This window comes from Armatimonadota bacterium, assembly GCA_037138755.1.
GTDB lineage: Bacteria > Armatimonadota > Fimbriimonadia > Fimbriimonadales > Fimbriimonadaceae > Fimbriimonas.
The window spans coordinates 267,470-291,130 of record JBAXHT010000001.1 but is presented as its reverse complement, the minus strand read 5'-3'; the positions used below and the strand labels follow the sequence as shown (position 1 = coordinate 291,130).

Annotated in this window: 27 protein-coding genes; 16 read left to right on the top strand and 11 right to left on the bottom strand. The window is 53.9% G+C overall.

The window, feature by feature from the left end:
* Positions 1–8: 8 nt before the first annotated feature.
* From WCK51_01330 to WCK51_01320, 3 genes are all read left to right on the top strand, one after another.
* Positions 9–905 carry a DM13 domain-containing protein gene (locus WCK51_01330; protein MEI7575507.1) on the top strand — a complete coding sequence of 299 codons (897 nt, stop codon included), beginning with the start codon at positions 9–11 and terminating at the stop codon, positions 903–905.
* A gap of 32 nt (positions 906–937) precedes the next feature.
* A complete protein-coding gene (locus WCK51_01325) occupies positions 938–1,378 on the top strand; it encodes a hypothetical protein (GenBank protein MEI7575506.1) in 441 nt (146 codons plus the stop codon).
* Positions 1,379–1,448: 70 nt separating this feature from the next.
* Positions 1,449–2,516: an aminotransferase class I/II-fold pyridoxal phosphate-dependent enzyme gene (locus WCK51_01320; GenBank protein ID MEI7575505.1), complete on the top strand. Its 1,068-nt coding sequence runs from the start codon at positions 1,449–1,451 to the stop codon at positions 2,514–2,516.
* A gap of 18 nt (positions 2,517–2,534) precedes the next feature.
* On the opposite strand, the gene WCK51_01315 is transcribed toward WCK51_01320, so the two are convergent.
* Complete coding sequence (locus WCK51_01315; GenBank protein MEI7575504.1) at positions 2,535–3,524, bottom strand: hypothetical protein; 990 nt, start codon at positions 3,522–3,524, stop codon at positions 2,535–2,537.
* Between the two features lie 90 nt (positions 3,525–3,614).
* Between WCK51_01315 and WCK51_01310 the strand changes: the two genes are divergently transcribed.
* The 6 genes from WCK51_01310 to WCK51_01285 all read left to right on the top strand — a co-directional run bounded on the left by WCK51_01310 (position 3,615) and on the right by WCK51_01285 (position 10,120).
* The gene (locus tag WCK51_01310) at positions 3,615–3,962 is read left to right on the top strand and encodes a hypothetical protein (GenBank protein ID MEI7575503.1); all 348 of its coding nucleotides are present in this window, start codon (positions 3,615–3,617) and stop codon (positions 3,960–3,962) included.
* Positions 3,963–4,534: 572 nt separating this feature from the next.
* Positions 4,535–5,350 carry a 30S ribosomal protein S2 gene (rpsB, locus tag WCK51_01305; protein ID MEI7575502.1) on the top strand — a complete coding sequence of 272 codons (816 nt, stop codon included), beginning with the start codon at positions 4,535–4,537 and terminating at the stop codon, positions 5,348–5,350.
* Between the two features lie 6 nt (positions 5,351–5,356).
* Complete coding sequence (tsf, locus tag WCK51_01300; GenBank protein MEI7575501.1) at positions 5,357–6,160, top strand: translation elongation factor Ts; 804 nt, start codon at positions 5,357–5,359, stop codon at positions 6,158–6,160.
* 799 nt (positions 6,161–6,959) lie between these two features.
* A complete protein-coding gene (locus tag WCK51_01295; GenBank protein MEI7575500.1) occupies positions 6,960–7,811 on the top strand; it encodes a hypothetical protein in 852 nt (283 codons plus the stop codon).
* 94 nt (positions 7,812–7,905) lie between these two features.
* A complete protein-coding gene (locus WCK51_01290) occupies positions 7,906–9,417 on the top strand; it encodes a glycoside hydrolase 43 family protein (GenBank protein MEI7575499.1) in 1,512 nt (503 codons plus the stop codon).
* Positions 9,418–9,460: 43 nt separating this feature from the next.
* Entirely contained in the window at positions 9,461–10,120 is a 660-nt protein-coding gene (locus WCK51_01285; protein MEI7575498.1) for a DUF1080 domain-containing protein, read from the top strand.
* 60 nt (positions 10,121–10,180) lie between these two features.
* Here the strand turns inward: WCK51_01285 and WCK51_01280 are convergent, their stop codons facing one another.
* On the bottom strand, positions 10,181–11,413 hold the full coding sequence (locus WCK51_01280; protein ID MEI7575497.1) for a DUF1501 domain-containing protein: 1,233 nt from the start codon (positions 11,411–11,413) through the stop codon (positions 10,181–10,183).
* Between the two features lie 105 nt (positions 11,414–11,518).
* Between WCK51_01280 and WCK51_01275 the strand changes: the two genes are divergently transcribed.
* The 3 genes from WCK51_01275 to WCK51_01265 all read left to right on the top strand — a co-directional run bounded on the left by WCK51_01275 (position 11,519) and on the right by WCK51_01265 (position 13,702).
* Complete coding sequence (locus WCK51_01275; protein MEI7575496.1) at positions 11,519–11,992, top strand: hypothetical protein; 474 nt, start codon at positions 11,519–11,521, stop codon at positions 11,990–11,992.
* A gap of 14 nt (positions 11,993–12,006) precedes the next feature.
* The gene (locus WCK51_01270) at positions 12,007–12,465 is read left to right on the top strand and encodes a hypothetical protein (GenBank protein MEI7575495.1); all 459 of its coding nucleotides are present in this window, start codon (positions 12,007–12,009) and stop codon (positions 12,463–12,465) included.
* Positions 12,466–12,532: 67 nt separating this feature from the next.
* A complete protein-coding gene (locus WCK51_01265) occupies positions 12,533–13,702 on the top strand; it encodes a PLP-dependent aspartate aminotransferase family protein (GenBank protein MEI7575494.1) in 1,170 nt (389 codons plus the stop codon).
* Between the two features lie 53 nt (positions 13,703–13,755).
* Here WCK51_01265 and WCK51_01260 read toward each other — a convergent pair whose 3' ends face one another.
* Positions 13,756–14,340 carry a DUF6714 family protein gene (locus tag WCK51_01260; GenBank protein ID MEI7575493.1) on the bottom strand — a complete coding sequence of 195 codons (585 nt, stop codon included), beginning with the start codon at positions 14,338–14,340 and terminating at the stop codon, positions 13,756–13,758.
* Between the two features lie 6 nt (positions 14,341–14,346).
* Entirely contained in the window at positions 14,347–15,453 is a 1,107-nt protein-coding gene (gene pheA, locus WCK51_01255; GenBank protein ID MEI7575492.1) for a prephenate dehydratase, read from the bottom strand.
* 107 nt (positions 15,454–15,560) lie between these two features.
* On the opposite strand from pheA, the gene cdaA reads away from it, so the two are divergent.
* Genes cdaA through WCK51_01235 form a run of 4 tightly spaced genes read left to right on the top strand, consistent with a single transcriptional unit; the run spans position 15,561 to position 18,254 of the window.
* Positions 15,561–16,391: a diadenylate cyclase CdaA gene (gene cdaA, locus WCK51_01250; GenBank protein MEI7575491.1), complete on the top strand. Its 831-nt coding sequence runs from the start codon at positions 15,561–15,563 to the stop codon at positions 16,389–16,391.
* Positions 16,388–17,101, top strand: coding sequence for a hypothetical protein (locus WCK51_01245; GenBank protein MEI7575490.1), 714 nt, complete (start codon positions 16,388–16,390; stop codon positions 17,099–17,101). Before cdaA ends, WCK51_01245 begins: the two co-directional genes overlap by 4 nt.
* Complete coding sequence (locus WCK51_01240; protein MEI7575489.1) at positions 17,098–17,871, top strand: GNAT family N-acetyltransferase; 774 nt, start codon at positions 17,098–17,100, stop codon at positions 17,869–17,871. The genes WCK51_01245 and WCK51_01240 overlap by 4 nt, the downstream gene beginning before the upstream one ends.
* A 23-nt stretch (positions 17,872–17,894) precedes the next feature.
* On the top strand, positions 17,895–18,254 hold the full coding sequence (locus WCK51_01235; protein MEI7575488.1) for a cupin domain-containing protein: 360 nt from the start codon (positions 17,895–17,897) through the stop codon (positions 18,252–18,254).
* On the opposite strand, the gene WCK51_01230 is transcribed toward WCK51_01235, so the two are convergent.
* The 7 genes from WCK51_01230 to WCK51_01200 form a co-directional block, all read right to left on the bottom strand.
* Positions 18,232–18,504, bottom strand: coding sequence for a DUF3303 family protein (locus WCK51_01230; protein ID MEI7575487.1), 273 nt, complete (start codon positions 18,502–18,504; stop codon positions 18,232–18,234). The two genes, WCK51_01235 and WCK51_01230, sit on opposite strands and share 23 nt — an antisense overlap.
* Before the next feature lie 226 nt (positions 18,505–18,730).
* On the bottom strand, positions 18,731–19,276 hold the full coding sequence (locus tag WCK51_01225) for a hypothetical protein (protein ID MEI7575486.1): 546 nt from the start codon (positions 19,274–19,276) through the stop codon (positions 18,731–18,733).
* The gene (locus WCK51_01220) at positions 19,273–19,755 is read right to left on the bottom strand and encodes a hypothetical protein (GenBank protein MEI7575485.1); all 483 of its coding nucleotides are present in this window, start codon (positions 19,753–19,755) and stop codon (positions 19,273–19,275) included. The genes WCK51_01225 and WCK51_01220 overlap by 4 nt, the downstream gene beginning before the upstream one ends.
* Entirely contained in the window at positions 19,752–20,228 is a 477-nt protein-coding gene (locus WCK51_01215; protein ID MEI7575484.1) for a hypothetical protein, read from the bottom strand. The genes WCK51_01220 and WCK51_01215 overlap by 4 nt, the downstream gene beginning before the upstream one ends.
* On the bottom strand, positions 20,225–20,692 hold the full coding sequence (locus WCK51_01210; GenBank protein ID MEI7575483.1) for a hypothetical protein: 468 nt from the start codon (positions 20,690–20,692) through the stop codon (positions 20,225–20,227). Before WCK51_01210 ends, WCK51_01215 begins: the two co-directional genes overlap by 4 nt.
* A gap of 455 nt (positions 20,693–21,147) precedes the next feature.
* Positions 21,148–22,257, bottom strand: coding sequence for a UDP-N-acetylglucosamine 2-epimerase (non-hydrolyzing) (gene wecB / locus WCK51_01205; GenBank protein ID MEI7575482.1), 1,110 nt, complete (start codon positions 22,255–22,257; stop codon positions 21,148–21,150).
* Positions 22,258–23,436, bottom strand: a complete 1,179-nt coding sequence (locus WCK51_01200) for a DegT/DnrJ/EryC1/StrS family aminotransferase (protein ID MEI7575481.1) — start codon at positions 23,434–23,436, stop codon at positions 22,258–22,260.
* Positions 23,437–23,661: the final 225 nt, after the last annotated feature.

Genomic DNA, 23,661 nt, shown 5'->3' with positions numbered 1-23,661 from the left:
AGCCAATCGTGCTCAACATCAAACGTATTGCAATCGCCGCAAGCGTCCCGCTTCTCCTCGGAGGATGGTTCGCTTTTCGACCCGAAAAACTCTTCATCAACGAGAAAGTAAATGAGGTAGTCCCAACAGCTTCATCGGCTAACACTAAACTGATTAGCCAAGGCTCATTTGAGTCTTATGCTCACGAGACTAAAGGCTCAGCCCTAATCTCTGAGGTCGATGGCAAGCTCATCCTCAGCCTCAAGGACTTCGAAACTTCAAACGGACCGGATGTTCACGTCTACCTCGTCAAGGGAACCAACCCAGACCAGGCTAGTGTTGGCAAGTCGGGATTCCTCGACCTCGGCGTCCTCAAAGGGAACCAAGGGAATCAGAATTACACGCTTCCCGCTGGAACCAAGACTGAAGAGTACGGAGCCGTCGCCATCTGGTGCAAGCGATTCGGAGTTGACTTTGGTGGAGCCTCGTTAGCTCCAAGGGCCAGCTACAAGGTCAACACCGACAAGCCAAACCTCTCGGGACTCTTGTCTAACGTCGGATTCTTCGCCGACATCACCGTCACCAGCGGCAACTTTAAAGGAGCCAAGGGCTCGGCAGCGCTTGTCGAGTCCTCCGGCAAGCGCTTCCTGAAGCTCAAGGGCGTCAAGGTGAAGGGCGAAAACCTTCGAGTCGTCTTGCTCAAGCTCGAATCAATGAGCAGCGACGCTAAGATCATGGCCGCAACAAAGGTCGACCTAGGCGCTCTACCTGCTACCGGAACGGCTCAGTTCCCTGTCAGCAAGGACCTCGACATCTGGCTCTACCGAAGCGTCACGATTTGGGACTCCAAAGCCAACCACAGCGTCGGATTTGCCGAACTTCGTTCAGATCAAGAACGCAAGCCCAAAGCATCGGAAGCAGTTTAACTAGTCAAACAACAACAAAGGAAAACACAAACATGAAAACACTCACTCTCATCAACCTCGCCGTCGCAGTTGCCGCTACTTCGCTCACTGCTCTCCCAACCACCGCATTCGCCAACCACAATCAGGACCACATGAAGATGGAAAAGATGATGATGGCGATGACCTCTGGCAAGTTCGCAGGTATCGAAGTCAACGGCGGAACTGTATCGCTCAGCAAGGAAATGGGTAAGAACGTCCTCCGTCTCAGCAAAGACTTCATGATCCCGAAGACCCCTTCGCCTCACTTCCAGGTGATCGACAAGGACGGCAATGCTTTCCTTCTCAAAAGACTGACTATTGCCGGAGACAAGACCAACCTCGAAGTCACTCTTCCGAAGTACATCAAGAGCGTGAAGAGCGTCCAGATCTGGTGCTCCTTCGCCGAAGTCAACCTTGGAGAAGCAAAGTTCGCCAAGCCGATCGACATCAAGTAAGCCTTACCAAACCAACGAGCACCCCCTAAGTCTTCGGACGGGGGGTGTTTTGCTGTATTCTCCGGTTGTCGTGCCGTACTCGAAGATCGTTGATTCAATCCCGGCGATGGTGCCATTTGTTGCGCCCGAGGAGCTCGAAGAAAAATTTGGCAAGCCCTTTCTGCTTCGACTCGGTGCGAACGAGAGTCCCTTTGGCAGTTCTAGCTTCGCAACAAAAGGTGCGAAGGCCGCCCTCGAATCACTTCAAAACTATGCAGACCCGAGAGCGCTCGAGCTTCGCGGAGCTCTTGCGAAAAAGCACGGGGTTCTCCTCGAATCAATCGTCCTTGGGAGCGGGATTGACGAATTGCTGTCCCTCTTCTGTCGCCTCTTTCTCGATCCTGGCGATACTGTTGTCACAACGTTAGGAAGCTATCCGACCTTCGACTTTGCCGTCCTTGGGAGCGGAGCCACACTGCAGCGAATCTCTTATCGCGATGACAAACCCGACCTTGAGGGTTTGGTGTGTGCCGCAGCTTCGGCGAAGTTGGTCTATCTCGCGAATCCTGACAACCCTTCAGGCTGGTTCCATGACCAAGCCGCCGTCAAGCAGTTCATCGATGCTCTCCCCGAGACCTGTTACCTGCTCCTCGACGAGGCTTATGTCGAGTTTCTTGTTAACGAGACGCCTATCGATTTGGATACCTCGGCCAAGAAGGTCATCCGGCTCCGGACGTTCAGCAAGATGTACGGCCTCGCCGGGCTCCGACTCGGATATGCGATCGCTCACCCTGAACATGTCGCTGAACTCGACAAAATCCGTCTCCACTTCGGAGTCAACTCAGTCGCCCAGGCCGCCGGCCTCATGGCGCTCCAGCACTTTGGGCACGTCATCCTTGTCCGCGAGAAGAACGCTCGATCTCGTGAAGCCTTGTACGAAATGGGAGTGCGACGTGGACTGACCCCGCTGAAAAGCTTCACAAACTTCGTCACGTTTGATTGCGGCAGCAAGGAAAATGCTGAGGCACACCTGAACCAACTCCTCGAAGCCGGAGTCTTCATCCGGAAGCCGTCGCAACCGCCGCTGGATCGCTGTATCCGAATCACGATCGGCACTCCCGAGCAACTTGCGCTTCTCGACCAACTCTGGGAAAGCTGAAACTCTAGAAGCGTGCGATCATTTCTTCGGAGCGAAGTCTTTCATGGCCTTCAGGAGATCACCTTTGGTGTACGAAAAGCTCGGGTCAAGTTTTCGGCGAGCGGCTTGAGTCGCCAACAGATCGCGCAATCCATACTCCCGAGATGGTTCGATTTGCGTTCCTTCGCCCCAGTCGTTCCAAGTGACGACCTGAACCGCATCCGCCCCTGACTCGATGCCATTGGAAAGGGTCTCGGTGTAGGTCTTGCCTCCGTCGTCGGGTAGCTCGCCATGAGTCTTTCCGCCGCCGCCTTGCTCGTAAAAGTCCTTGAACCTTGGAAAGGCGGATGCTACTTTGATGCCCCAGTTCTGTGCACGTGCCGGATAATCCTCGGTGAACTTCATCCCTAAAGAAGGCATTGGCCAATCAAAAGCCCCACCAGCTGACGGCACTTGCTTGTGCTCGCTAAGCAAAACCGGCAGACCTGCTGCCTCCAGAAAAGCATCCCAGTCGGGCTTCTCGAAGAACTGCGGACCAAATACGAAAACCACTGGCTTCCCCTTAAGCTTCAGCCAAGATTTCTTGGCCACCCATGGCTTGAGCCACACTCCATCCGCCGTGGCGTAGCTCAAGGACATTTTTGGATCAGCAAGATTCCCTTTAATTGCGTTCTTAACGGTCTGGTCCTCGTACATCACGCAAACCTTCAACCCCGCCTGCTCGGCGACCTCAAGCAACAACTCCGTGCGCCTGTGAATCATCGGATAGTCGTACCAACGGTGCGTTCCGTACCAGTCGGCAATGACCCCATCAAAGCCAGACAGCTTCATGAGCTGAACCTGGAAGTCAACGACCTTGCGATCCGCCGAATCGTAGGCGCCAATCAAGGGTGAGTAGTGTGATGCCACACGCCCTTCTGGCAACGGCTCGTTCATCTTCCAATGCCAGCCGTCCTTCTCGAACCACGGCATAACGTGGGCCAGCAGGAGCGGGCGGATTGTCATCGATAGTACGGCGTCGATCAGCACTTCGCTTCCATTTTGCTCCTAAGATAATCAGTGGAGAATGAAATTCTTCAATCAATTGAACGATCTCCCCCTGTGGTGTCACCATTCTTCATGGATATCAGTCGATTCAGCTCACTTACTCCGATTCACATCGCTACTCCTTGTTCAGAAAACTGGTCTCAGATGCCCGGTGATGAGCGGAGTCGATTCTGTGAGAAGTGCGAGCATCAGGTACGAAACAGCGAGAGCATGACCTCCTCGGAGCTTGACCGAGCAACGAGTTCAATGCAGCGGGTTTGCCTGCGCCTCACCGTGCACCCCGCGAAAGGCGTCCTCTCAAAGGACGGTTGGCTACCCCGACTCGTAACTGCCGGAATCGCTGCCGTCGCGATCTCCGGGTGTTCGTCCGAAGTTGTTGGAGAAACCGCCGTTCCGAGTAACGTGAATCCGAGTTCCTAGGTGAATCAAGGCAATTCATCGGAAGTTTTAGTCGGCAAAGTCGCTCTTCCCAATGATCACGTGATGGGCACACCCGCCCCAAACTAGGTTGCGACGGCTCTTTGATATCTCGGGATCCTCGGTTCCGCAGGATAGAACGTGAGCTATCGGATATGATGAGCTATTTGGTGCCTCAGGATCCGCGACCCCGCAGGCAAAAACTTAGACCACATTACATGACGTCCAAACTCCAAACCAAGTGGTTGACACACCCCCCAACTTCTTCGCCTAATAAGTGATGTACGCAGCACACGACCCCAATGTGGCAATATCTCTCCCGCCCCACAAAAATCCACCACCTGTTGAACCTAAACTGCCAATCAAACCCTACTCGCGCCCAACCCATTCCAAAGGGCGCAACCGTCAAAGCCGCTCTTCAAAACCCTCTTTCAAACCCGCCAGGTATACTACGACTCGAATTTCACACGAAGTTCGCCTTGCGCCAGGTTCTCGTATTGAACGGGATCGACACAACGCAACAGGGGCCCGACGCATCGGGAGGCGGCTTCGGAGGATGAAACCTGGAAACAAATATGGCAGTTGAACTGAGCATGAAAGAGCTCTTGGAATCCGGCGTGCATTTTGGGCACCAAACCCGCCGCTGGAACCCCAAGATGAAGCGATACATCTACGGTGCCCGAAACGGCATTTACATCCTAGATCTTCACCAAACCATCAAGATGTTTGAGGACGCCCTCAACTTCGTGAAGAAGATCGTCGAAGACGGCGGAACCGTCCTCTTCGTAGGTACCAAGAAGCAAGCACAAGCGGCGGTTAAGGAAGCTGCAGAGCGAAGCGGACAGTACTTCGTCTCCGAGCGATGGCTCGGCGGAACCCTGACCAACTGGAAGACGATCTCCCTCCGAATCCAGCGACTCAAGGAGCTCGACCGAATGGAAGCCGACGGCTACTTCGAGCGACTTCCGAAGAAGGAAGCCCTTCAGCGACGAACCGAGCGCGACGAACTCCAGCGATTCCTTGGCGGAATCCGCAACATGACCGGAATGCCGGCTGTTATGTTCGTTGTCGACCTCAACAAGGAAGCAATTGCAGTCGCCGAAGCACGAAAGCTTAACATTCCTGTGGTAGCTATTGTTGACACCAACTGCGACCCAGAGATGGCCGACGTCATCATCCCGGGCAACGACGACGCGATCCGCGCGATCCGACTCGTGACCCAGAAGATGAGCGAAGCGATTCTCGAGGCTCGACCTCTTAGCGATGCCGTCACCGAAGGATTCCTCTCCGAAGACGTCACCGACGAAGAGCTGGCCGAAATGGGTGAAGCTCCGATCCAGGTGGACGATGAGCTCCTGAAGGCGTTCGGTGCAGACAAGGAAGGCGTATAAAGAACAATGGCATATACAGCACAAGACGTTAAGAAGCTCCGCGAAGAGACTGACGCTCCGATGATGGAGTGCAAAGCCGCTCTGGATGAAGCGGGCGGAGATATGGACAAGGCGAAGCAGGTCCTTCGAGAGAAGGGCAAGGCTTCGGCTGGAAAGAAGGCCGGACGGGCGACCAACGCTGGCGCAGTCGCATTCGCGGCATCGGAAGACGGAAAGTCTCTCGGCGTAGCCGTGATCGAATCCGAAACCGACTTCGTTTCGAACAACGAGAACTTCCAAGCCAAGGTTGCCGAACTGGCCGCCAAGGCTCTTGCCGAAGGAACCTTGAGCGAAGAAGCTATGAAGGAGTTCGGCGTGGACGTGATCGCCATGTTCCGCGAGAACTGCGAAGTCAAGTTGGCCGAAAAGGTATCGTCCGACGCTCCGATCGCCTACTACCGACACCACGACGGCACCATCGGAGCCTATGTGGTTTCGACCGGTGACAACGCAGGCAGCGAAGCGATTCGCCAGCTCGCCGTGCACATTGCCGCGATCAAGCCTCAGGTGGTCTCGAAGGACGACCTTTCGCAGGAGCTCCTGGATTCCGAGTACCAAACTCAGTACCAGCGAGCCCTCAACGAAGGCAAGCCCGCCAACATCGCCGAGAACATGGCGAAGGGCCGAGTCAACAAGGAGTTCATCAAGGAAGCCGTTCTTCTGGAGCAGCCTTTCTACAAGGACGCTGGCATGACTGTCGCCCAGTTCTTGGCCCAAGAAGCCAAGGGAACGACGGTCAAGTCGTTCAAACTCGTCGGCGTCGGTCAGTAATCCGATTCCGTCTCGAAAACATCGCTCCAAGGTCTACCGAACTTCGGAGCGATGCTATTTGGGCTGAGTGACTTTTGGCGACGACCTAACCCTTCACGGACGTCTCCTTCTCGATAAAGCGCATTGATGTTAATTACAGTACTTTAACAATTGATGAACTTCTTTTAAGATACAGTCTTCTTGTTATGCTGGGATTCGTTGTTCCCCCCCTGTTCATCTGCTCAGTGGTTTCACCCGTCTCCGAAGACCCTTACCGGCTGATCCAAAGTCGTCCATACGAGACATACAATTACCACGAAGCATTTCTCACGGTCCCGAGTGGGCAGACAATCAAGAAGGTAAATCACTACACGATCACCGGCTCAAATGAGCCATGTTCTTGGTCTGAGCCCTTTAACCCTTGGTGGACGAACATCTGGCCGCTTTCTGGCGTGCAGTGTCCGTTCGATGCAACATACGAAGTAGAAACTTTTGTCGGACCTAGACAACAATGGTATTCCCACGAATCCTGGTCCGGATATGAGTCTTGGTTTCGTAACTCGGATTTCTCCGTCCATCGTAGGGACTTGGAGATCATTTTCTGGAGTTTTGAGAAGTAATCATGTTGGGGACTTTGATCGCTCAGCTGATTGTTTCAACAGCCAGTCTTTCAGTTCAAAAACCTGAAATAGTTGCGGCAACAGCACAAAATGAGCGGTTTCGGTTTTCGCCTGAGGAATCGAAACTCATCAGGAGCTACCCAGATAAACCTACCCTTCACAAGCTGGGCGAACAAGCATATGCACGAAGAGTTGGCAACGTGCTCTATGTGGTTCGAAGGTCGATACCCGAGCTTCAGGAACTTATCGTGACTTACGATCTACTTTCCCAGATCGTGCAAAGTGACATGAGCGCCCCGGTTCGGGTAGCCATGTTAGCACCCAATGCTCAGACCTATCTTCAAGAGATTATTGCGAGAGAAATGGATGTGGATATTGACGGAGTCAGCATGATCCAGAACGGACATCTGGAGGTTCTGCCGCGAAAGTTTGTAACTCTCACGAGCAAAGAATTTGGTGACTTCACAATCATCGCATCTCCCGATCTCGCTTCTTTGAGTGAGTCCGACAGAAAGGAGTTCCTGGAGTCTCGCCTCGAAAAAGTGAGTAAGCAATTCAATCGAGACAGCCCTGGCCAAAAGTCAAGCTCAGCCTCGACACCCTGCGCTCAAGTAGCGCAGCCCGACAGCCTATTGCTGGGCGGAAGTTTCAGTAGGTACCGAGGCTACCAACTACAACTGAACTCTTTAAATGTTGGCATAAATGATATGAATCTCACTTCGCGCATTCTGTCGGAAACAGTGGCGGAAGCAAAAGAGCTCATACGAACGGAACTCAGGGAGAAGTCGAAAGAGTTGGATCAAATACTTTATAAGCTAGACAAATTTCGGTTTCCCCTCGAGCAACGAACCGCCCCGACGGAGAGTGAAATCAACAGATTTCGCGAAAGCCTAAAGTTCAATCTTGAAGTTAATGGAGTCGAACCCAAGCGGATTGACAACATTCTTCAAAAATCGAGCTATAAATCCTCCGCGATAGGTCTTGTGCTTTTCTTGCAGGTTCGTTTGCCGAACGGATCCAATGTGCAGTTAACTCCTGCCATAAACCTTTGAATGTGCTGGCTAACGGCCCGGATTGAGGGATTGTTGGAGAAGCACTATCTCAAGGGCGAATGAGATACGTTTCTATGTAAACTCGCACTTGAGAATGCTTACCCTTCTCGCCTACGCGACCATGAGCCAGAATCCCGTTGTTCCCACCCCGACAATTTGGGCGGACGTGCCGGATATCTCGGTGGTTCGGGCGGGGAGGGACTACTACATGAGCAGCACGACGATGCACATGAATCCCGGTGTGCCGATCATGAAGTCGAGCGATCTGGTGAATTGGCGGATCGTGAGCTACTGCTACGATGACCTCGGAAGTAGCCCTCGGCAGGACCTCTTAGACGGAAAGAACGAGTACGGGAAGGGGACCTGGGCCAGCTCACTGAGGTTTCACAATGGAACGTTCTATTGCTCCACCTTCAGCAACACCACCGGAAAGACCTACATCTTCTCGACCAAAACGCCTGACAAGGGACCATGGAAGAAGATCGAATTCTCACCCGCGATCCACGATCACTCGCTTGTGTTCGACGAAGGCAAGGCGTACCTGATTCACGGGGTCGGGAAGATCAGGATTCAGGAGTTGAAGGACGACCTGAGTGGCCTCAAACCGGGTGGGATCGACCAGGTCATTATCGAAGACGCTGCGGCGCCGACTGGTGCAAAAACCGGCCTGATGGGCGAAGGATCGCAGCTCTTCAAAGTCAACAGCAAATACTACCTATTCAACATCGTCTGGCCCAGAGGTGGAATGCGGACCCAGGTCGTCCATCGTTCCGATTCCTTGCTAGGTCCATACGAAGGGCGAGTCTTTCTTGCCGATCAAGGCATCGCTCAAGGCGGCATCGTCGACACACCCGATGGCCGCTGGTATACAAATATGTTCGGTGATCGTGGGGCAGTTGGTCGCATTCCGTACATGCTGCCAATGCATTGGGAAGATGGCTGGCCCGTCATTGGATCGGGCGAACTGATTCCGCATTCCGCCGACCTATTACCCGGCCAGGCTGACCTCAAAGGCATCGTTCGTTCCGACGAGTTTCGAAGCAAGAAGTTGGCAATTGAATGGCAGTGGAACCACAATCCGGACCCCAGCAATTGGTCGGTAAGCGAAAGGCCGGGGTGGCTGCGTATTCGAACTTGCCGGGTTGATCCAATAGTCACCCAGGCCCGGAACACGTTGACTCAACGAACGTTTGGACCGACGTGCACTGGCACAGTCCGATTGGATTCATCCAATCTCAAAGACGGCGACGCTGCCGGCATAGTCGCGCTTATGGGCAAGTATGGATACATCGGGATCAGGCGTAACGGAGACATTCGCGAGGTCGTCGTCGTCTCTGGGACCTCGGGCAAACCGAAACTTGTTGCGACCGTGCCACTGTCCGAAAAGGTTGCGTATCTGAGAATGGCATGCGACTTCCGAAACCAAGCCGATCTTTGCTCGTTCTCTTTTTCTCGAGACGGGAGGAATTGGATCATGCTCGGCGAACCGATTAAGCTGCGCTACGAACTCAGCCATTTCATGGGTTGCCGATTTGGATTGTTCAACATGGCCACGATTCAGTCCGGCGGCCACGCGGATTTCGACTTCTTCCGCATCTCGGCCTAGTCCTCCTTCTGTCGGACACGGAATTCTCGGCTACAATTCTCGCATGACGACAATGCTCGCCGCGATTCTGCTCACCGGTCAACATAGCAAGCCAGTTTCTCTTTTCAACGGAAAGGATCTAAGAGGCTGGCACGCAGATGTTCCAGAAATGGACAAAGACAAAATGGCGAGGATGCCATTTATTGTACGAAATGGGATGCTCGTGAGCCTTGGCTCTCCCGGTGGACACTTGATCACCGACCGGAAGTACGAGAATTACCGACTGGAAGTTGAGTACAGATTCGCCAATAAGCCAGGGAACTGCGGTGTGCTGGTCCACGCCTCCAAACCACGCATGCTCTACGGGATGTTCCCTCAATCTCTTGAGGTGCAGATGCAAAGCGGTGATGCCGGAGATTTTTGGTGCATCGGCGAGGAAGTCACTGTGCCTGACATGGAAGCCCGCCGAGGACCGAAGGCCAACTGGGGGGTCACCGAGGGCAAAGAGCGACGGATCAAGAACCTGACCGACGGTACCGAAAACCCACTCGGAGAGTGGAACTCGATGTCAATCGAATGCCGAGGTTCTTCAGTCAAAGTTTGGGTGAACGATGTCGTAGTGAACGAGGGAACGGACTGCACCGCTCGAAGCGGGCAAATTGCGATTCAGGCGGAAGGATCGGAAGTCGAATTTCGAAAACTCTGGCTGATTAAGCTTAAGTAACTGCTGGCTTTGCCTCCGTCACCTTAGCCCCTCCCCTTCCCAGGAGAGGGGCTTCGGAGGTTACTTTATCACTCCAAGCGGGGTGAACTTCTGGCCGAGGACGAGCTCGCTGTCGCCGCCCATCCAGTTATCCAGTGCCGCTGCGTAGACTTCGCGGAAGTCGATTTTGAATTTGATATCGCCGTCCTGCAAATCCGTCAAGTTTGGAGAGCCGCCGTACACGCCGCCCTTAACCTTTGAGCCGATAACGAACATCGAAGATGCCGCGCCGTGGTCGGTACCTTGCGAAGCGTTCTCGGTAACTCGTCGTCCGAACTCGGAGAAGACGAGGACGATGACTTTGTCAGCTTTTCCGATTGCTTCCATCTCGGTTTGGAATGCGGTGACTGCGTTGCTGAAGTTTTCCATCAGCTTGCCGTGTGCGTCTGCCTGACGAGCGTGGGTATCGAATCCGCCCGCTGAGAAGTAGACCACTCGTGTCGCCGGCGATGCTCCGATGAGCTGAGAAATCTGCTTAAAGCCCTTGCCGAAGGCGTCGTCTCCATAGGTCTGCTTCGGTGTGAACGTTGAAAGCTGCTTCGACAACACTGACATCGCATCGAGCGCAGACTTGTTGGCCTGTTGAACGACTCGGGTTGGTGAATCCATCATGGCGTCCGCACCTTGAATTTCTCGAAGCATTCGCTCGGAGTCCTTGTCACCCAGCATGTTGGAAACATCGGCGAGCGATGCAAAGCATGGAATCGAAGCCTTTTCACCAGCAAGTGCCAAAGGCTTTTCAGTCGAAAGACCGAGGGTCATGACCGGGTTCACCGCGCCGTTACGGAGCTTGCTGTCAACGTGTCGCCCAAGCCAGCCGTACTTCAGCTTATCGTCCGGCGATGCCGACTGCCAGATGTCCATTGACTTGAAGTGGGAACGATTTGGCTTCGGATATCCAACGTTTTGGATAACCGCAACTTTGCCCTGTTTGTACAAACCATGAACTCCCTTCATGTTGGGGTGGAAGCCAAGCTGCTCGTTGATCTTGAGAACGGCATCTTCCTTGTGCGCCAAAGTTGGTCGAGCCTTGTAGTACAGCGAATCTGCGTAAGGAACAACCGTATTAAGGCCGTCGTTCCCGCCCGAAAGCTGGCAGACCACGAGCACTGTATCGGCTGAGATCTTTCCGCCCTGTGCCACCCGAGCAACGTCAGCTTCGGCAATTGTGGAGAGCCATCGCGGAGCGGCTAGTCCGACGGCAATCATGCCGCCATGCTTGATCAAATCTCTTCGGCTTAGAAAATCGCTCATCTTGTTTACAACCTTGTTCTATTTTAGGATGTTTTTGGAATCCTTGAGCCAACAAACGACGTTGAAATGTAAAAGTTCAAAGATTGGTAATCTGAGTTCGTCGCGATGCAGTTCACCGTGCCAAAAGCCTCACTCTTCCCCGCATTGCTACTGGCAGGCGTGGTTGCAGTGCCTTTTGCGACTCTCCGCAATTACGGCCCGGAGAGTACGGTCCGATCACTCCACACCTCCCTGAAGTCGATGTACGACGAGCAGCTCGAGGGAAAAGGAATCCAAAACTGGCGTTGGGCTGAGATTCGTGGACTGATGATCGAAGACCCCGGCGCGTCTCCCAGAGACACGACAGGCAATCAGAATTCGATGCGAGTCATCAGTGGCCTCTACGAGGAGTTCCGGAACACTGCGCGCTACAGCCTCGCCAAAACGGACCGATTTCCGAGAGAAGTCAGAGTTGTGGTGGTCTATTCCCATGCCGATGGTGTGAGATATCCAATTGTTTACGTGGTCGAAAAGCCCGTAGGAGCGCGTGAATGGAAGTTGAATGCGTCGAAAACCATTCAAGCGAACTTTGTGAATTAGGTTTAATGAAGGAAATGCGAATTCGTGGTGCGGTCAATTTTTTGGTGCTGGGGCTAATCTTGATGCTGGTTCTAGTCGTAGGGGCTTTTGCGCTAGCAAAAGAAGAACCTGGGTCTGTGGCAGCTCAGTTCATGTCGGCACTTGCCAAGCACGATGCAAAGAAACTGACCGAGCTGAGCTACATTGGCAAGACTGAGCCAGCCGAGATTGAATCGTCTCGCGAAAAGCTTAGCAAGGACTGGGATTTCTGCGTCAACACGGCGGGCAAGTACTATACGTTTGGATGGCGAATTAGCGGATCTAGGAAGTCGAGCGAAGATTCGGCTTCGGTGACCCTCCAAGTTCAGCGCAACCTCGCAAGCGGCAGTTCTTACGACGAAAAATATGAGCTACCTATGGAGAAGGAAGGCGGTAAATGGAAAGTTGTTCCAGGCGGAATCTCCTCCGAAATGTTTCCCGGTCTTCCACGCTAGCCTTTCCAACATTTGAAATCGGGTTCATTGGGTCGGTTTGTCTCCCTGATCCTTCATAATCTTGTGCATGTCCCCCGCAGGATCGTACGGTTTCGGAACTGATCTAGCCCATTTCGGCGAGGATGAAAAGCACATCGGTGCCGTGATTCCGCCGATCTATCAAAACTCGCTCTTTGTGTTTCCAACCATGGAGGAGTTGCTGGACAACATGTACAACAACCCCGGTGGCCCGCCACACCACTACAGCCGAGTGAGCAATCCGACCCTGGAACTCCTGGAAACCAAGCTCGCGCACTTTGAGGGAGGAGAAAAGTGCAAAGTGTTTTCGGCCGGCATGACTGCGGTGGCAATTGCGATCATGAGCGCAGTGCAGCAAGGTTCTCACGTCGTCACCGTGGATGGCATTTACGGCCCCGCCAAGGGTCTGCTGACGAACTATCTCGCTAAATTCGGAGTTGAGTGCACGATGGTCGACGGACGAGACACCCAGGCCATTATCGATGCCTGCCGCGAAAATACGTCCCTCATCTACCTAGAGAGTCCGACCTCCTTAACATTTCGCCTTCAAGACGTCGGAGCTGTTGCGACATTCGCACGGTCGCGCGGAATCACGACAATCATCGATAGCACCTACAATACACCGCTCCACATGCGCCCGCTGGACCTCGGAATCGACGTTGTTGTTCATTCGTTGACGAAGTATTACGGCGGCCACAGCAACGCAACTGGCGGGGCGATCATCGGCTCAGCGGCCTATATCGACAAGCTCCTTGTGAACGAAATTGTGCTGATGGGTTCACTCTTGGGACCATTTCAATCGTGGCTGTTCACCCAAGGAACGCGAACCCTCAAGGTTCGGCTGAAGCAGCACGAGATTGCGGCGAATCAGGTTGCGGGTTGGCTGGAGCAGCAATCAGAGATCAAGGTTGTTCACCACTTGGGCCTTGATTCTTATCCACAGCGCGATCTAGTGAACTCTAATTTGAAAGGCACGTCCGGCCTGTTCTCATTCGAGACGGTTCAGGACGACAAGGCGAAGGTCATGGACTTCTGCAACCGCCTCCAGCTGTTCGGTCGCGGAATTTCGTGGGGCGGTTTTGAGAGTTTGGTGGTCGCGTCGCACGTCAAGCCCTGCGACTACGACAAGCCCCGCTGGTTCATCCGCCTCTTCTGCGGCTTAGAGGATCCGGAGGATCTGCAAGCGGATATCGCTCAGGCGTTGGTTGCGCTTAGATAGATCGGACACTCGGCGAATCGAATCTCTCAGCGAAGTGTCGGTGAAAAATTTGCTTAGATTTGCGCTTCTGTTTTCGGAAACCAGCAGCTGAAGGGTCCTTCTCGATTCGCAATCACTGCCTGAGAGATGTAATGCTGTCTTCCCTCGGGGAAGAGCTCGTCAAAATCTCTTGGCTCCTTAACTCCCAAATTGAAGAGCATTTCTGCCTCGTTATAAGTAATAAAGTTTGCGATCACCCTCTTTTGCTCTTTGCTGAGTAACAAGAAGCCTTCGCGAAAAATTGATCTGTCAGCTTCGATCAAATGATAGATTAGCGAGCCATGCCAACCAAAGAAACGACCTTGAGTGTCGAGTTCCGGCATAAGCGCCTGACACATTGCTGCCGGAAGATAGTATCTAAACCCGATTGCATCAAGAAAGCAAAAACTACCTGGCGCCGCATCGTCAAGAAATGTTCCTGAGAGAATCAACTCTTCCCATTCGGAGTCAGTATCACTTGCCCGGGCAATCGCTCGCATCTCTTCGGTTCCGTAATCATCAATGACGTCGGTTTCACTCCAGGAAACGCCGCCTTCACGGCTGACTCCTCGAAATGCTGCCTTGATGGCTTCGATCAATTCCGGGCGTGTTGAAACCATACGCCCTCACTGACTATCCGCCAACGGATAGCTGCCTAGCACAGTCGTCTCCAGCGCCAAACTCCTCAGCCGATGAATCGCAGCCACAAAGTGCTCGTCCGTCCGGTGACCGGCGCAGTCGGCGTAGAAGATGTACTCAAATGACGCCCGGGGCGCCGGACGTGACTCGATCATCATGAGGTTGACGCCCTGCTCATAAAACGTCTCCAACGCGCGATACAGCTCACCTGGACGGTTGCGAAGGTTGAACATCACACTCGTCTTGTCACGTCCCGTCTTCATCGGCTCGTTGTAGCCGATGACCAAAAACCGAGTTCGGTTGGTCGGGTTGTCGGCAATGTGCTCTTCGAGGATCGGAATACCGACCGTCTCGGCCCCGAGTGCGTTCGAAATTGCCGCCGAACGAGGGTCTTCTAGAGCCCGTTGAGCAGCCTTTGCGGTCGGAACGACTTCGATAATCTCCGCCGAAGGCAGGTTCATCTTGAGCCACCGTTTGCACTGCGTTGCAGGCTGGGGACCAGCAAAAACCCGCTCAATCTGATCTAAAGAAGAAGCGGTCGAAACCAGGATATGGTGGATCGGCACGTATGTCTCTGCACAAATTTTCACGTTCGTCTGCGGAAACATATCCAGAGTCTCGGGCACGACACCAGCTACAGAGTTCTCAACCGGTACCACACCATAATCGGCTTTCCCATTCTCGACGGCAAGAAACACATCCGAGATCGAATCCTGCGCCACCATCGCCGCACTCGAACCGAACGTCTGCAAAGCAGCCATGTTTGTAAACGTCCCCGGAGGGCCCCAGTACGCGATCGACATCGGCTTCTCCGCCGCGATCGCCGCCGAGATAATCTCACGATAGATCGCCTTCAACTGCTTCGGCAACAATGGCCCCGGATTGATCGCCGAGAGCTTCTCATAAACCGCCCGCTCGCGCTCAGGAGTGAAGAACGGCTTCCCATCAATCCGCTTGATCGCCCCGACCTCGGTCGCAAGCTCCGTACGCCGCGAAAGTAACCGCACCAACTCGGCATCAACCGCGTCGATATCCGCGCGGATTTGATCCAAAGGTCGCGGATCAGAGTTATCGCCGTGCGGAAGATGCGCCATGAACCTAACATTATAGAAATGTCCGAGGGAAAGCCGCAACCTCAACCGGCTTTTCCAGATAGAATCATTGGCAGTCGACGGTGGAATTAATTCAGAGCCTCAAGGAGATGTCAACGCGGGACTTGGCGGTCGCAGTGGTTGACGTGCTGATTGTGGCATTCCTGATCTACCGCATTCTCATGCTCGTAAGGGGCACCCGCGGCTGGAGAATCCTCCTTGGCGTCTTAGTCTTCACTGTCGTGTTGCTGGTCAGCGACACCCTCCGTCTGACAACCCTTCATTGGATCCTTGAGAAAGCCACACTCTTGGGCCCTGTCGCGCTTGTCATCTTGTTTTTGCCCGAGCTTCGTCAGGCTCTGGAGGGGCTCACCCGCTTCGGCTTTCTCGCCGATGCGGTCAAGGACGTTGGGCACGAACAAAATCTTGACCGTGCCTCCGTAGAAGAAATCGTGGGTGCGATTGCCGAGATGGCAAAAGACAAGGTGGGCGCAATCGTGGTGGTTGAGACCGGCAGTCGGCTCGACGAGATTGCGGCAACCGGAGTCACCTTAAACGCCAAGATCACGAACTCAATCCTCGGCTCGATTTTCTTTGGCCAGAATCCGTTGCACGACGGCGCTGTCATCATTCGCGGAGACCTCGTTTTAGCTGCCGCCTGCCGCCTACCTTTGAGCGAGAACCAACGGATCGACCGCCGAATGCACATGCGCCACCGCGCCGCCGTTGGGGTCACCGAGAGCAGCGACGTGATCTCCATTGTGGTCAGCGAAGAGCGCGGGACGATCTCGGTCGCCCAAGAAGGCAGAATTACGACCCTTGCGACCACCACCGAGCTACGCGAGTTCTTAATCAAGAACACGGTCGAGCAAGAGGAACCCGAGGCTCAACCGCGCCGACGCCGTCGCGACCGAGAGAGAAAGGAGGAGGAAACGGCATGAAGAAGGTGAACGTGCCACTTGCCTTGATGTCGTTGCTCATCAGTGTGCTGCTTTGGCTTAATATCTTCAACACCCGCTCCGTACGCGCCCGCACCCAGGCGCTTTCGGTGAAGATCATGACCGTCAGCCTGGACGACACAAAGTTCTTGGTCTCCGATTCGCCCGAAAACGTTTCCGTAACCGTAGCCGGTTCAACCGCCCAAATCCGAACCGTGCTCGGTTCCGACGTGTCCGGCTACGTCGATCTGTCGCAGGCGAGGCCAGGCACCAGCAGCTATCCCGTCGTGGTCTATCCGCCAAATGTCCGCGATCTATTGGTCAACCCAACCGTTACGGCCCGAATCAAGGTCGAGCCGGTGGTGATTAAGGAAGTTCCGATCACCGTCAACCGAATTGGGCGACTCGCGGCACCCGGAGTCTCCGTAGAATCAATTGACACCTTTCCGCGATCAATCTATGTTGCCGGAACCTCGGATGCTCTGCAAAAGACTGCTTCGGTGGCGGTCAATGTCGATTTAAGCGAAGAAGTAACATCAGCTGCTGGGACGGAACTGGACGCCAAGCCCGTAGACCTTAGTGGAAAGAACGTGCCCAAAGTGATGATATCCAGCTCGAATAAAGACGTCCACTACCGCGAAGAGGCGGTTCTCGCCCCGTTTCTTGTGCGCGTCCGCGTTAAGCTAAAGCCTCTGGTGATTCCTGCCCGATGACTGAGATTCGACCGATTCGTGAATCCGAAGGCGAGGCGTTTCTCAGCCTGCTCTGCAAGGTCTTCGAGCTCGATTTCGAGCTTGCCCTCGATATCTTCTTTACCGAACCGATGTTCGACATCAATCGCAAATGGGCGATCATCGAAGGCCAGGAGATCGTCTCCGTACTCACCACAACCCCACTTGAATTCGGCTGGGGTAAAGCCATCGGAATCGCCGGAGTTGCCACCCATCCTGATCGCCGCAACGAGGGCTACGGCCGGCGTCTCATCGAGCGCGTCTTGCGCGACTCGGAACGCGCCGGTGAAGGCGCCGCGATGCTGTTCGCCACCGACCTACGCCTCTACGAGCAACTTGGGTTCGAAGGACTTGATAGAGTCGTCCGAGGCCCGATCACGTCGCTCCCATTAGAAGTCGATCTGCCAACGTACGATTTCTCGGACATCCGCCAACGCTACGACGCCTGGGCCGCCGAACACCCGGACCGCCTCCGCCGCGACGAACGCCGCTGGCGATACTGGCAGTGGAACTACCGCGACTCGATGGCCTTCGGCGACGGCTACCTGAGCTTGGAAAACGAGACGGTGCGGGAGGTTCTGAATACATCGAACCTCAAAAAGTGGCCGGTTCCGCGCGGAACCGAGTGGATGGGGACGTCCTACATGACCGACCAACTCGAAGTCCCGCTTGGCGCTGTCAACGTCCCCATGTACCTCATGGGCCGCAACGTCCCCGGCCAACCCCAGTTCTTCATGACTGATCAGTTTTGAGGTTCAGAAGGTAGGATTGTTGGGTGCAACCGGTCAACTTGGCTGAAAAGCTCGGAATGTTTGATGACTTCTGGTCACCTAGAATCGTGGGTGAACTTAATGGACAGATAGTCAAGCTCGTCAAACTACACGGTGAGTTCGTTTGGCACTCTCACGAGAATGAAGATGAGATGTTCCTCGTCGTACGTGGGGAGATGACAATGCAGTTTCGGGACCGGAACACTCCAGTAAGAGCGGGCGAGTTTATCATCGTTCCGCGAGGAGTCGAGCACTGCCCAGTTGCGAACGAAGAGTGTCATCTGATGCTATTTGAGCCTGCGGCCACCAAACACACCGGGGAAGTTGTTTCGGAGCGCACCGTCAACCAGCAGCTTCGGATCTAGACTTTGCTTCGGCCGAGGTCATCACGGGCACGATCTCAAAGTCCACCAGGTCGTCCCAGTTTCGAGTCCACTCGTCGAACTTTGCCGGATCATCGGCCTCCATCACTTGCCAGCAAGTCGAGAAATCCTCGCTGATCCAGCTATTGATGTAGAGAAGCCCCTCCGGCATCATTCGGCCCTTCTCGATCAGACGAGCATAAATTGGCCTCGGGTCAGAGTTGACGAACCGCTCGATGACCATGAACTGCATGAGCCAATTCTGGCACACGAGCTTAGAATAGACTCAATAACTCGGATGTCGCTCATCACCTTTTCGCCAAAAGCGCACGAAAAGAACCTGACTCGTCAGCAAGCGGAGTCACAGCTCCTCAAGATAGCAAGTTGGCTAGCGAGCCGTGGTTCCAAAATGGATCAAGAAGATCGTTGGGAGCGAAGCGAAGCAGACGCGGAATATCCGCGATGGCAGCCCAAGGCAGCTAGAGTTTTGATTGAGAAGTTGGCGGCTCCTCTTTGGCGTCCTTGCGAGCGAGTTGAAGTTCCAAGTCTGCACGAAAGTCTTTGTTCAAGCAGACCCAAGTGCAAAATCCGACCGAACAAATGCCTAACACTAAACAAACGTAGAGGTGGAAGGGTTGAGACGGAAGAATGGGTGGCTCTTGTTTGGATATGACTTCGTGAAGAACCTTAAAACAATTCTCATTTCCCATCATGAAGAAAATGGTCATCAGGAGCGCTAGGCTGGGAAGTCGTCTTCGCTGTTGAAGCAGAAAGGTCGTCAGCAGAACGACTCCGCCTAAGCCGATCAATCCACTGATGACGGGAACCCAAACCTCGATTTGGGAATGCTCAGCGCCACGCTCTAGCCCACCCCAGCCAACCTGCGAAAAGTTTGCGAGGATCAGTGTGGGCATGATTAGCTGAACCGTCCAAAGTAGCAAGGTCGCAGCCGTGCGGATATGAGGACCCCGCAAACGAAACCACTCACGCAATCCCGGGGTCAGCTCCCTATTCCAGTCGATCACGCTTTCTGCTCCATCCTCAGATCGATGAACTTCCAAATCCAGAGCCCCAAAAAGACGAATCCCATCACGAAGTAGACCTTGGTCATGAACAGCCCCCCTGAAGTGCCTTCGAACTTCGAACCCGAGAACTCGATGTAGCAGAACGATCCAGCGATCGAGATTAGGATGCCCCGCACCGTCTGCTGGAACCGTTCCATTCGAGGAAAGCTACGCCAGCTCACTGCGACGAAAGCCAGAGCAATACCGACCAAGTGGAGCACCGTCCCGCTAATCGGTAGCAAGCGCATCACACCAGCCTGGTCTGCATTCGCCAAGACCTGCCGAAACGAAGTTTCCGCCACCATCCTCGGTGCTGCGTAAACCCACGCCGCTCCATAGACCCCAAGCGGCAACCAAACCCCAATCTCCCCCAGCACTGCCCGACGATGGTCATACCATCCCCTAAGTCCAGGAGTTAGTTCGGCTTGAGGGTCGATCAATCTGTCTCCTCCATCTTCCGTTTCGCCGCGTCCAAGAAAGTGAGTTCAAGGGGGATTGCGACGACGGTCAGTAGTAGCAGTGTAGTGACGATTGAGTAGCGCTGCCACTGGGGAAATGCTCGCTCGATACCGTGCTCTTTGAGCCAAGAGACGAAGGCATTGATAGAGAGACAGGACGTCAGGCACAGCCAGACGACGCGATTGACGTGCCAGCGACCACTTTTGCGGAAACAAGCCCACACGATCAGCGCGAGCAATCCGACGGCCCAGAATCCCACAATCCAAGTGTAACCGTCTGCAAGGTCCCCAGCTGGTTTCCCCTTACTCCGTATGAGCCAAAACGAGTAGCAGAAGATCGAAAAATGGTTGAGGGCGAGTCCGCCAATAAGCAGCCTTGCCGCATGCTCTGCCCGAGGCTGGTTCCGAGTTCGAAACTCTTCAACATTCGGAATGAGCTCATGTGTTAGATTCAAGTCGTCCGCCTCTCCGACTTCTCGCGAAAAATGACTTCAATGCCGACGGCCAAAATGATGCAGAAGGCCAACATGAACAGACTGAGTCCGAACTGCGTGTTCATCTTCTCAGCAATCCGTGCGACAGGAACACCGGTTTCGACTCGGGATTTGTAGGCATACATCCAGTGCGTCAAATTGAACGAAGCAAATTGGACTCCGATGAATTCGATCCGGTCGTGCATCTTCTCGTACCGATAGCGCTCAACGCAGCAATAGAATAGTATTCCAGTCAGCAAAACTGTCAGTGCCTGACTGCTGAGAATTTGCCAATAGGGCACGGAACGACTGACACTGAAGGAAGACCACGAGGCTCGATTATCAGGAGCTACCAAATCAGCAAATCGAGTGACAAAGAAGTAGACGTTCAGTGCGACAAACAGCCCACGCCAAACCAAGCTCCCGATTCGTTTGAACTCCGTCACAACACCTCCCGAAAGTCATTATACAAAATGCCTAGTCGCGAGGATTATCCAACGAGAATCAATTGATAAGGTTGACAAAGCCCCGATTTCATCGCCTAGTAGGTGATGAACAAGTTTTGGAGTGCCTCCGATGCAATCAGGGCTTTAGCAGCTTTCCACACACCGAACTGTTCAGCTAATAGACGACCACATGCGAAGCCCAACGGAAGAATTCCCCACCGAAAGACACGACCTATCGGGCTCAAAACAACGTTTCAGGTTCAAATAGATACGAAAAGCCCGCAGCCCAGAGCCCACCTTTCGTATCCAAACCTCACCGCCAAGGAAAAATTCACCACCGAAATGACACACGATTTCGATCAGAAAGCCACGTTTGAACCAGGAAATGACACATCTTTTCGGCGGCGCACCCCCAAAGACGTGTCACAAACTATCGAAATCTCAAGTCCGATCGACTATGAACCGCGGTGAAGATATGTCTTCACCGCCTCAACAATTTGTTCTGACGCTCTTCCTTCGCCGTATGGACTCTTGACCTGACTCATGCTTTGATAGCTTTTCGAGTCGTTCAGTAACTGGGTCCCCTGAGCCAGCAGAGCTTCAGGGTCGGTGCCGATGAGCTTGGCGCAGCCTGCATCAACTCCTTCAGGACGCTCGGTGGTGTTGCGGAGCACGAGAATGGGAATGCCAAAGCTCGGTGCTTCCTCCTGGACACCACCAGAATCCGTCAGGATCAAATTTGCTCGCTGAATCAGTTTGGTGAACCGCGCGTATTCAGGTGGCTCAATGAGATGAATTCGGTCGTGTCCACCAAGTTCGCGTTCCAAGACCTCGCGAACAATCGGGTTGCGGTGCATAGGCACGGCAAGGAGAGTGTCGGGGTGTTGGTCGACTAACTGTCGTGCGGCCTTCGCGCATGCCGCCATCGGATCGCCCCAGTTCTCGCGGCGATGCATCGTCATCAGAATGACTCGACCTGCGTGATCAGGGAACCATGTCTGTGGCTCCCGCTCGGCAACCATGAGAACCGCGTCGATGCCAGTATTGCCAGTCACAAAGATCTTGTCATCCGAGACATGTTCCCGACGAAGGTTGGACGCCGAGAGTTCGGTCGGCGCGTAGTGATGAGTCGCAAACAGCCCAACCGCCTGACGATTAAACTCTTCCGGGAATGGATCGAAAACGTTGTGAGTGCGGAGGCCCGCCTCAACGTGCCCAAACGGAATTTGGTTATAGAAGGCCGAAAGGCCCGCGACAAACGTGGTCGTCGTGTCCCCCTGAGCGATCACAAACTGTGGCTTGAGCTCCTTGAAAAGCTCGTCAAGAGCGAGCGACATACGTCCGGTTAGTTCGCCAAGCGATTGGCCGTGCTTCATCAGCCCCAAGTCTCGGTCTGGCTGGACGCCAAACGTATCGAAAACTTGCTGCAGCATCTCGCGGTGCTGGCCAGTCGAAACCAAAACAGTTTCGAGCGACGACTCCTGCCTTAACGCCAAAACGACCGGAAGCGTTTTGATCGCGTCCGGTCGAGTTCCAACGACAAGAACAACTCTTGGTTTGCTCACCTATCGAGTGTACTTTGCCGCAATATCCTTTAGCGCTTCGATCACGTAGGCAACTTCCTCGTCCGTGATTCTCACATTGAGCGGAAGGCTGATGATTCGGTTGTAGGTATCCCAGGTGACCGGTAGCGATTCTGGCGCGAATCCGTACTTCTGAGCATAGAATGGGTGAAGGTGAACTGAGATGTAGTGGACCGAGGTTCCCACATTTCGTTCCTTCAATTCGTCAATGAACTGATCCCGGTCAATGGTGAGCTGATCCAGGTTCAACCTAAGAACGTAGAGGTGCCAGGATGATTCGACATGTGGCTTCTCGACAGGCACGGTGAATGCCGGATGATCGCCCAGAGCCTTTGTATATTGGGCGACCACTTCTCGGCGACGAGCTTGGAATCGGTCAAGCTTGGCAAGCTGGGTCAGCCCCAGTGCCGCTTGAAGATCGGTCATGTTGTATTTGAAACCAGGAAGAACAACTTCGTACTTCCAAGATCCGCCCTTCTCGTACCGCTTGAGAGCGTCCTTGCTCATTCCATGAAGGTGGACCACCCGCGCCTTTTCGATGAATTCCGGGGTTCCGGTTAGCATTCCGCCTTCGGCGGTGGTGAGATTCTTTGTGGCGTAAAAGCTGAACGACGTTGGATTTTCGGACGACCCGACAAAGGAGCCCTTGTACTTGCCCGAAATTGGGTGAGCGGCATCTTCAATCACGTGGATTCCATGTTTCTTAGCGATTGCGTTGATTTCATCCATTTCGGCAGCATGTCCGGCATAGTGGACGGGGATGACGGCCTTAGTTCGCGGCGTGATCGCCGCCTCGAAGGCGACCGGGTCCATGTTCATCGTCTCCGGTTCGATGTCCACCAATACCGGTTTTGCTCCAACGTGCTCGATCACATTTGCCGTCGCACAGAACGTGTGCGAGACTGTGATGACTTCGTCCCCGGGGCCTACTCCGAGCACGACGAGGGCAACGTGAAGTCCTGCTGTGCACGAGTTGACGGCGAGTGCAGCACGTGAGCCGTAGGTCTCGCAGAAGACTTCCTGAAAGCGTCGAGTCTTTGGACCGGTTGTAATCCAATCTGTACTGAGAGTGTCGACCACTCCGGCGATGTCATCCGCCTCAATCATAGGCGGAGAAAAAGGAATGAACTCGTCTCGGATAACAAACGGATTTGCAGACATCTACTTAACGATCTTGGCATACAAGATCAGTTTTTCAACAGTGTTTGTGCCAGGGATGTGGTTTATCGGGGACCATCTGGAGCGAGTTCCCTTCAGGAGATAGGTCGCATTTTCTATGCCAGTCGACCTCGTCTGGATACCTGATTTGTATCTCGCCGGATAGTTGGCCGAGAATGTTGAATAAACTGAGCGTTCAAGTTTTGATCTTGGGCTTTCGGAGGGTGT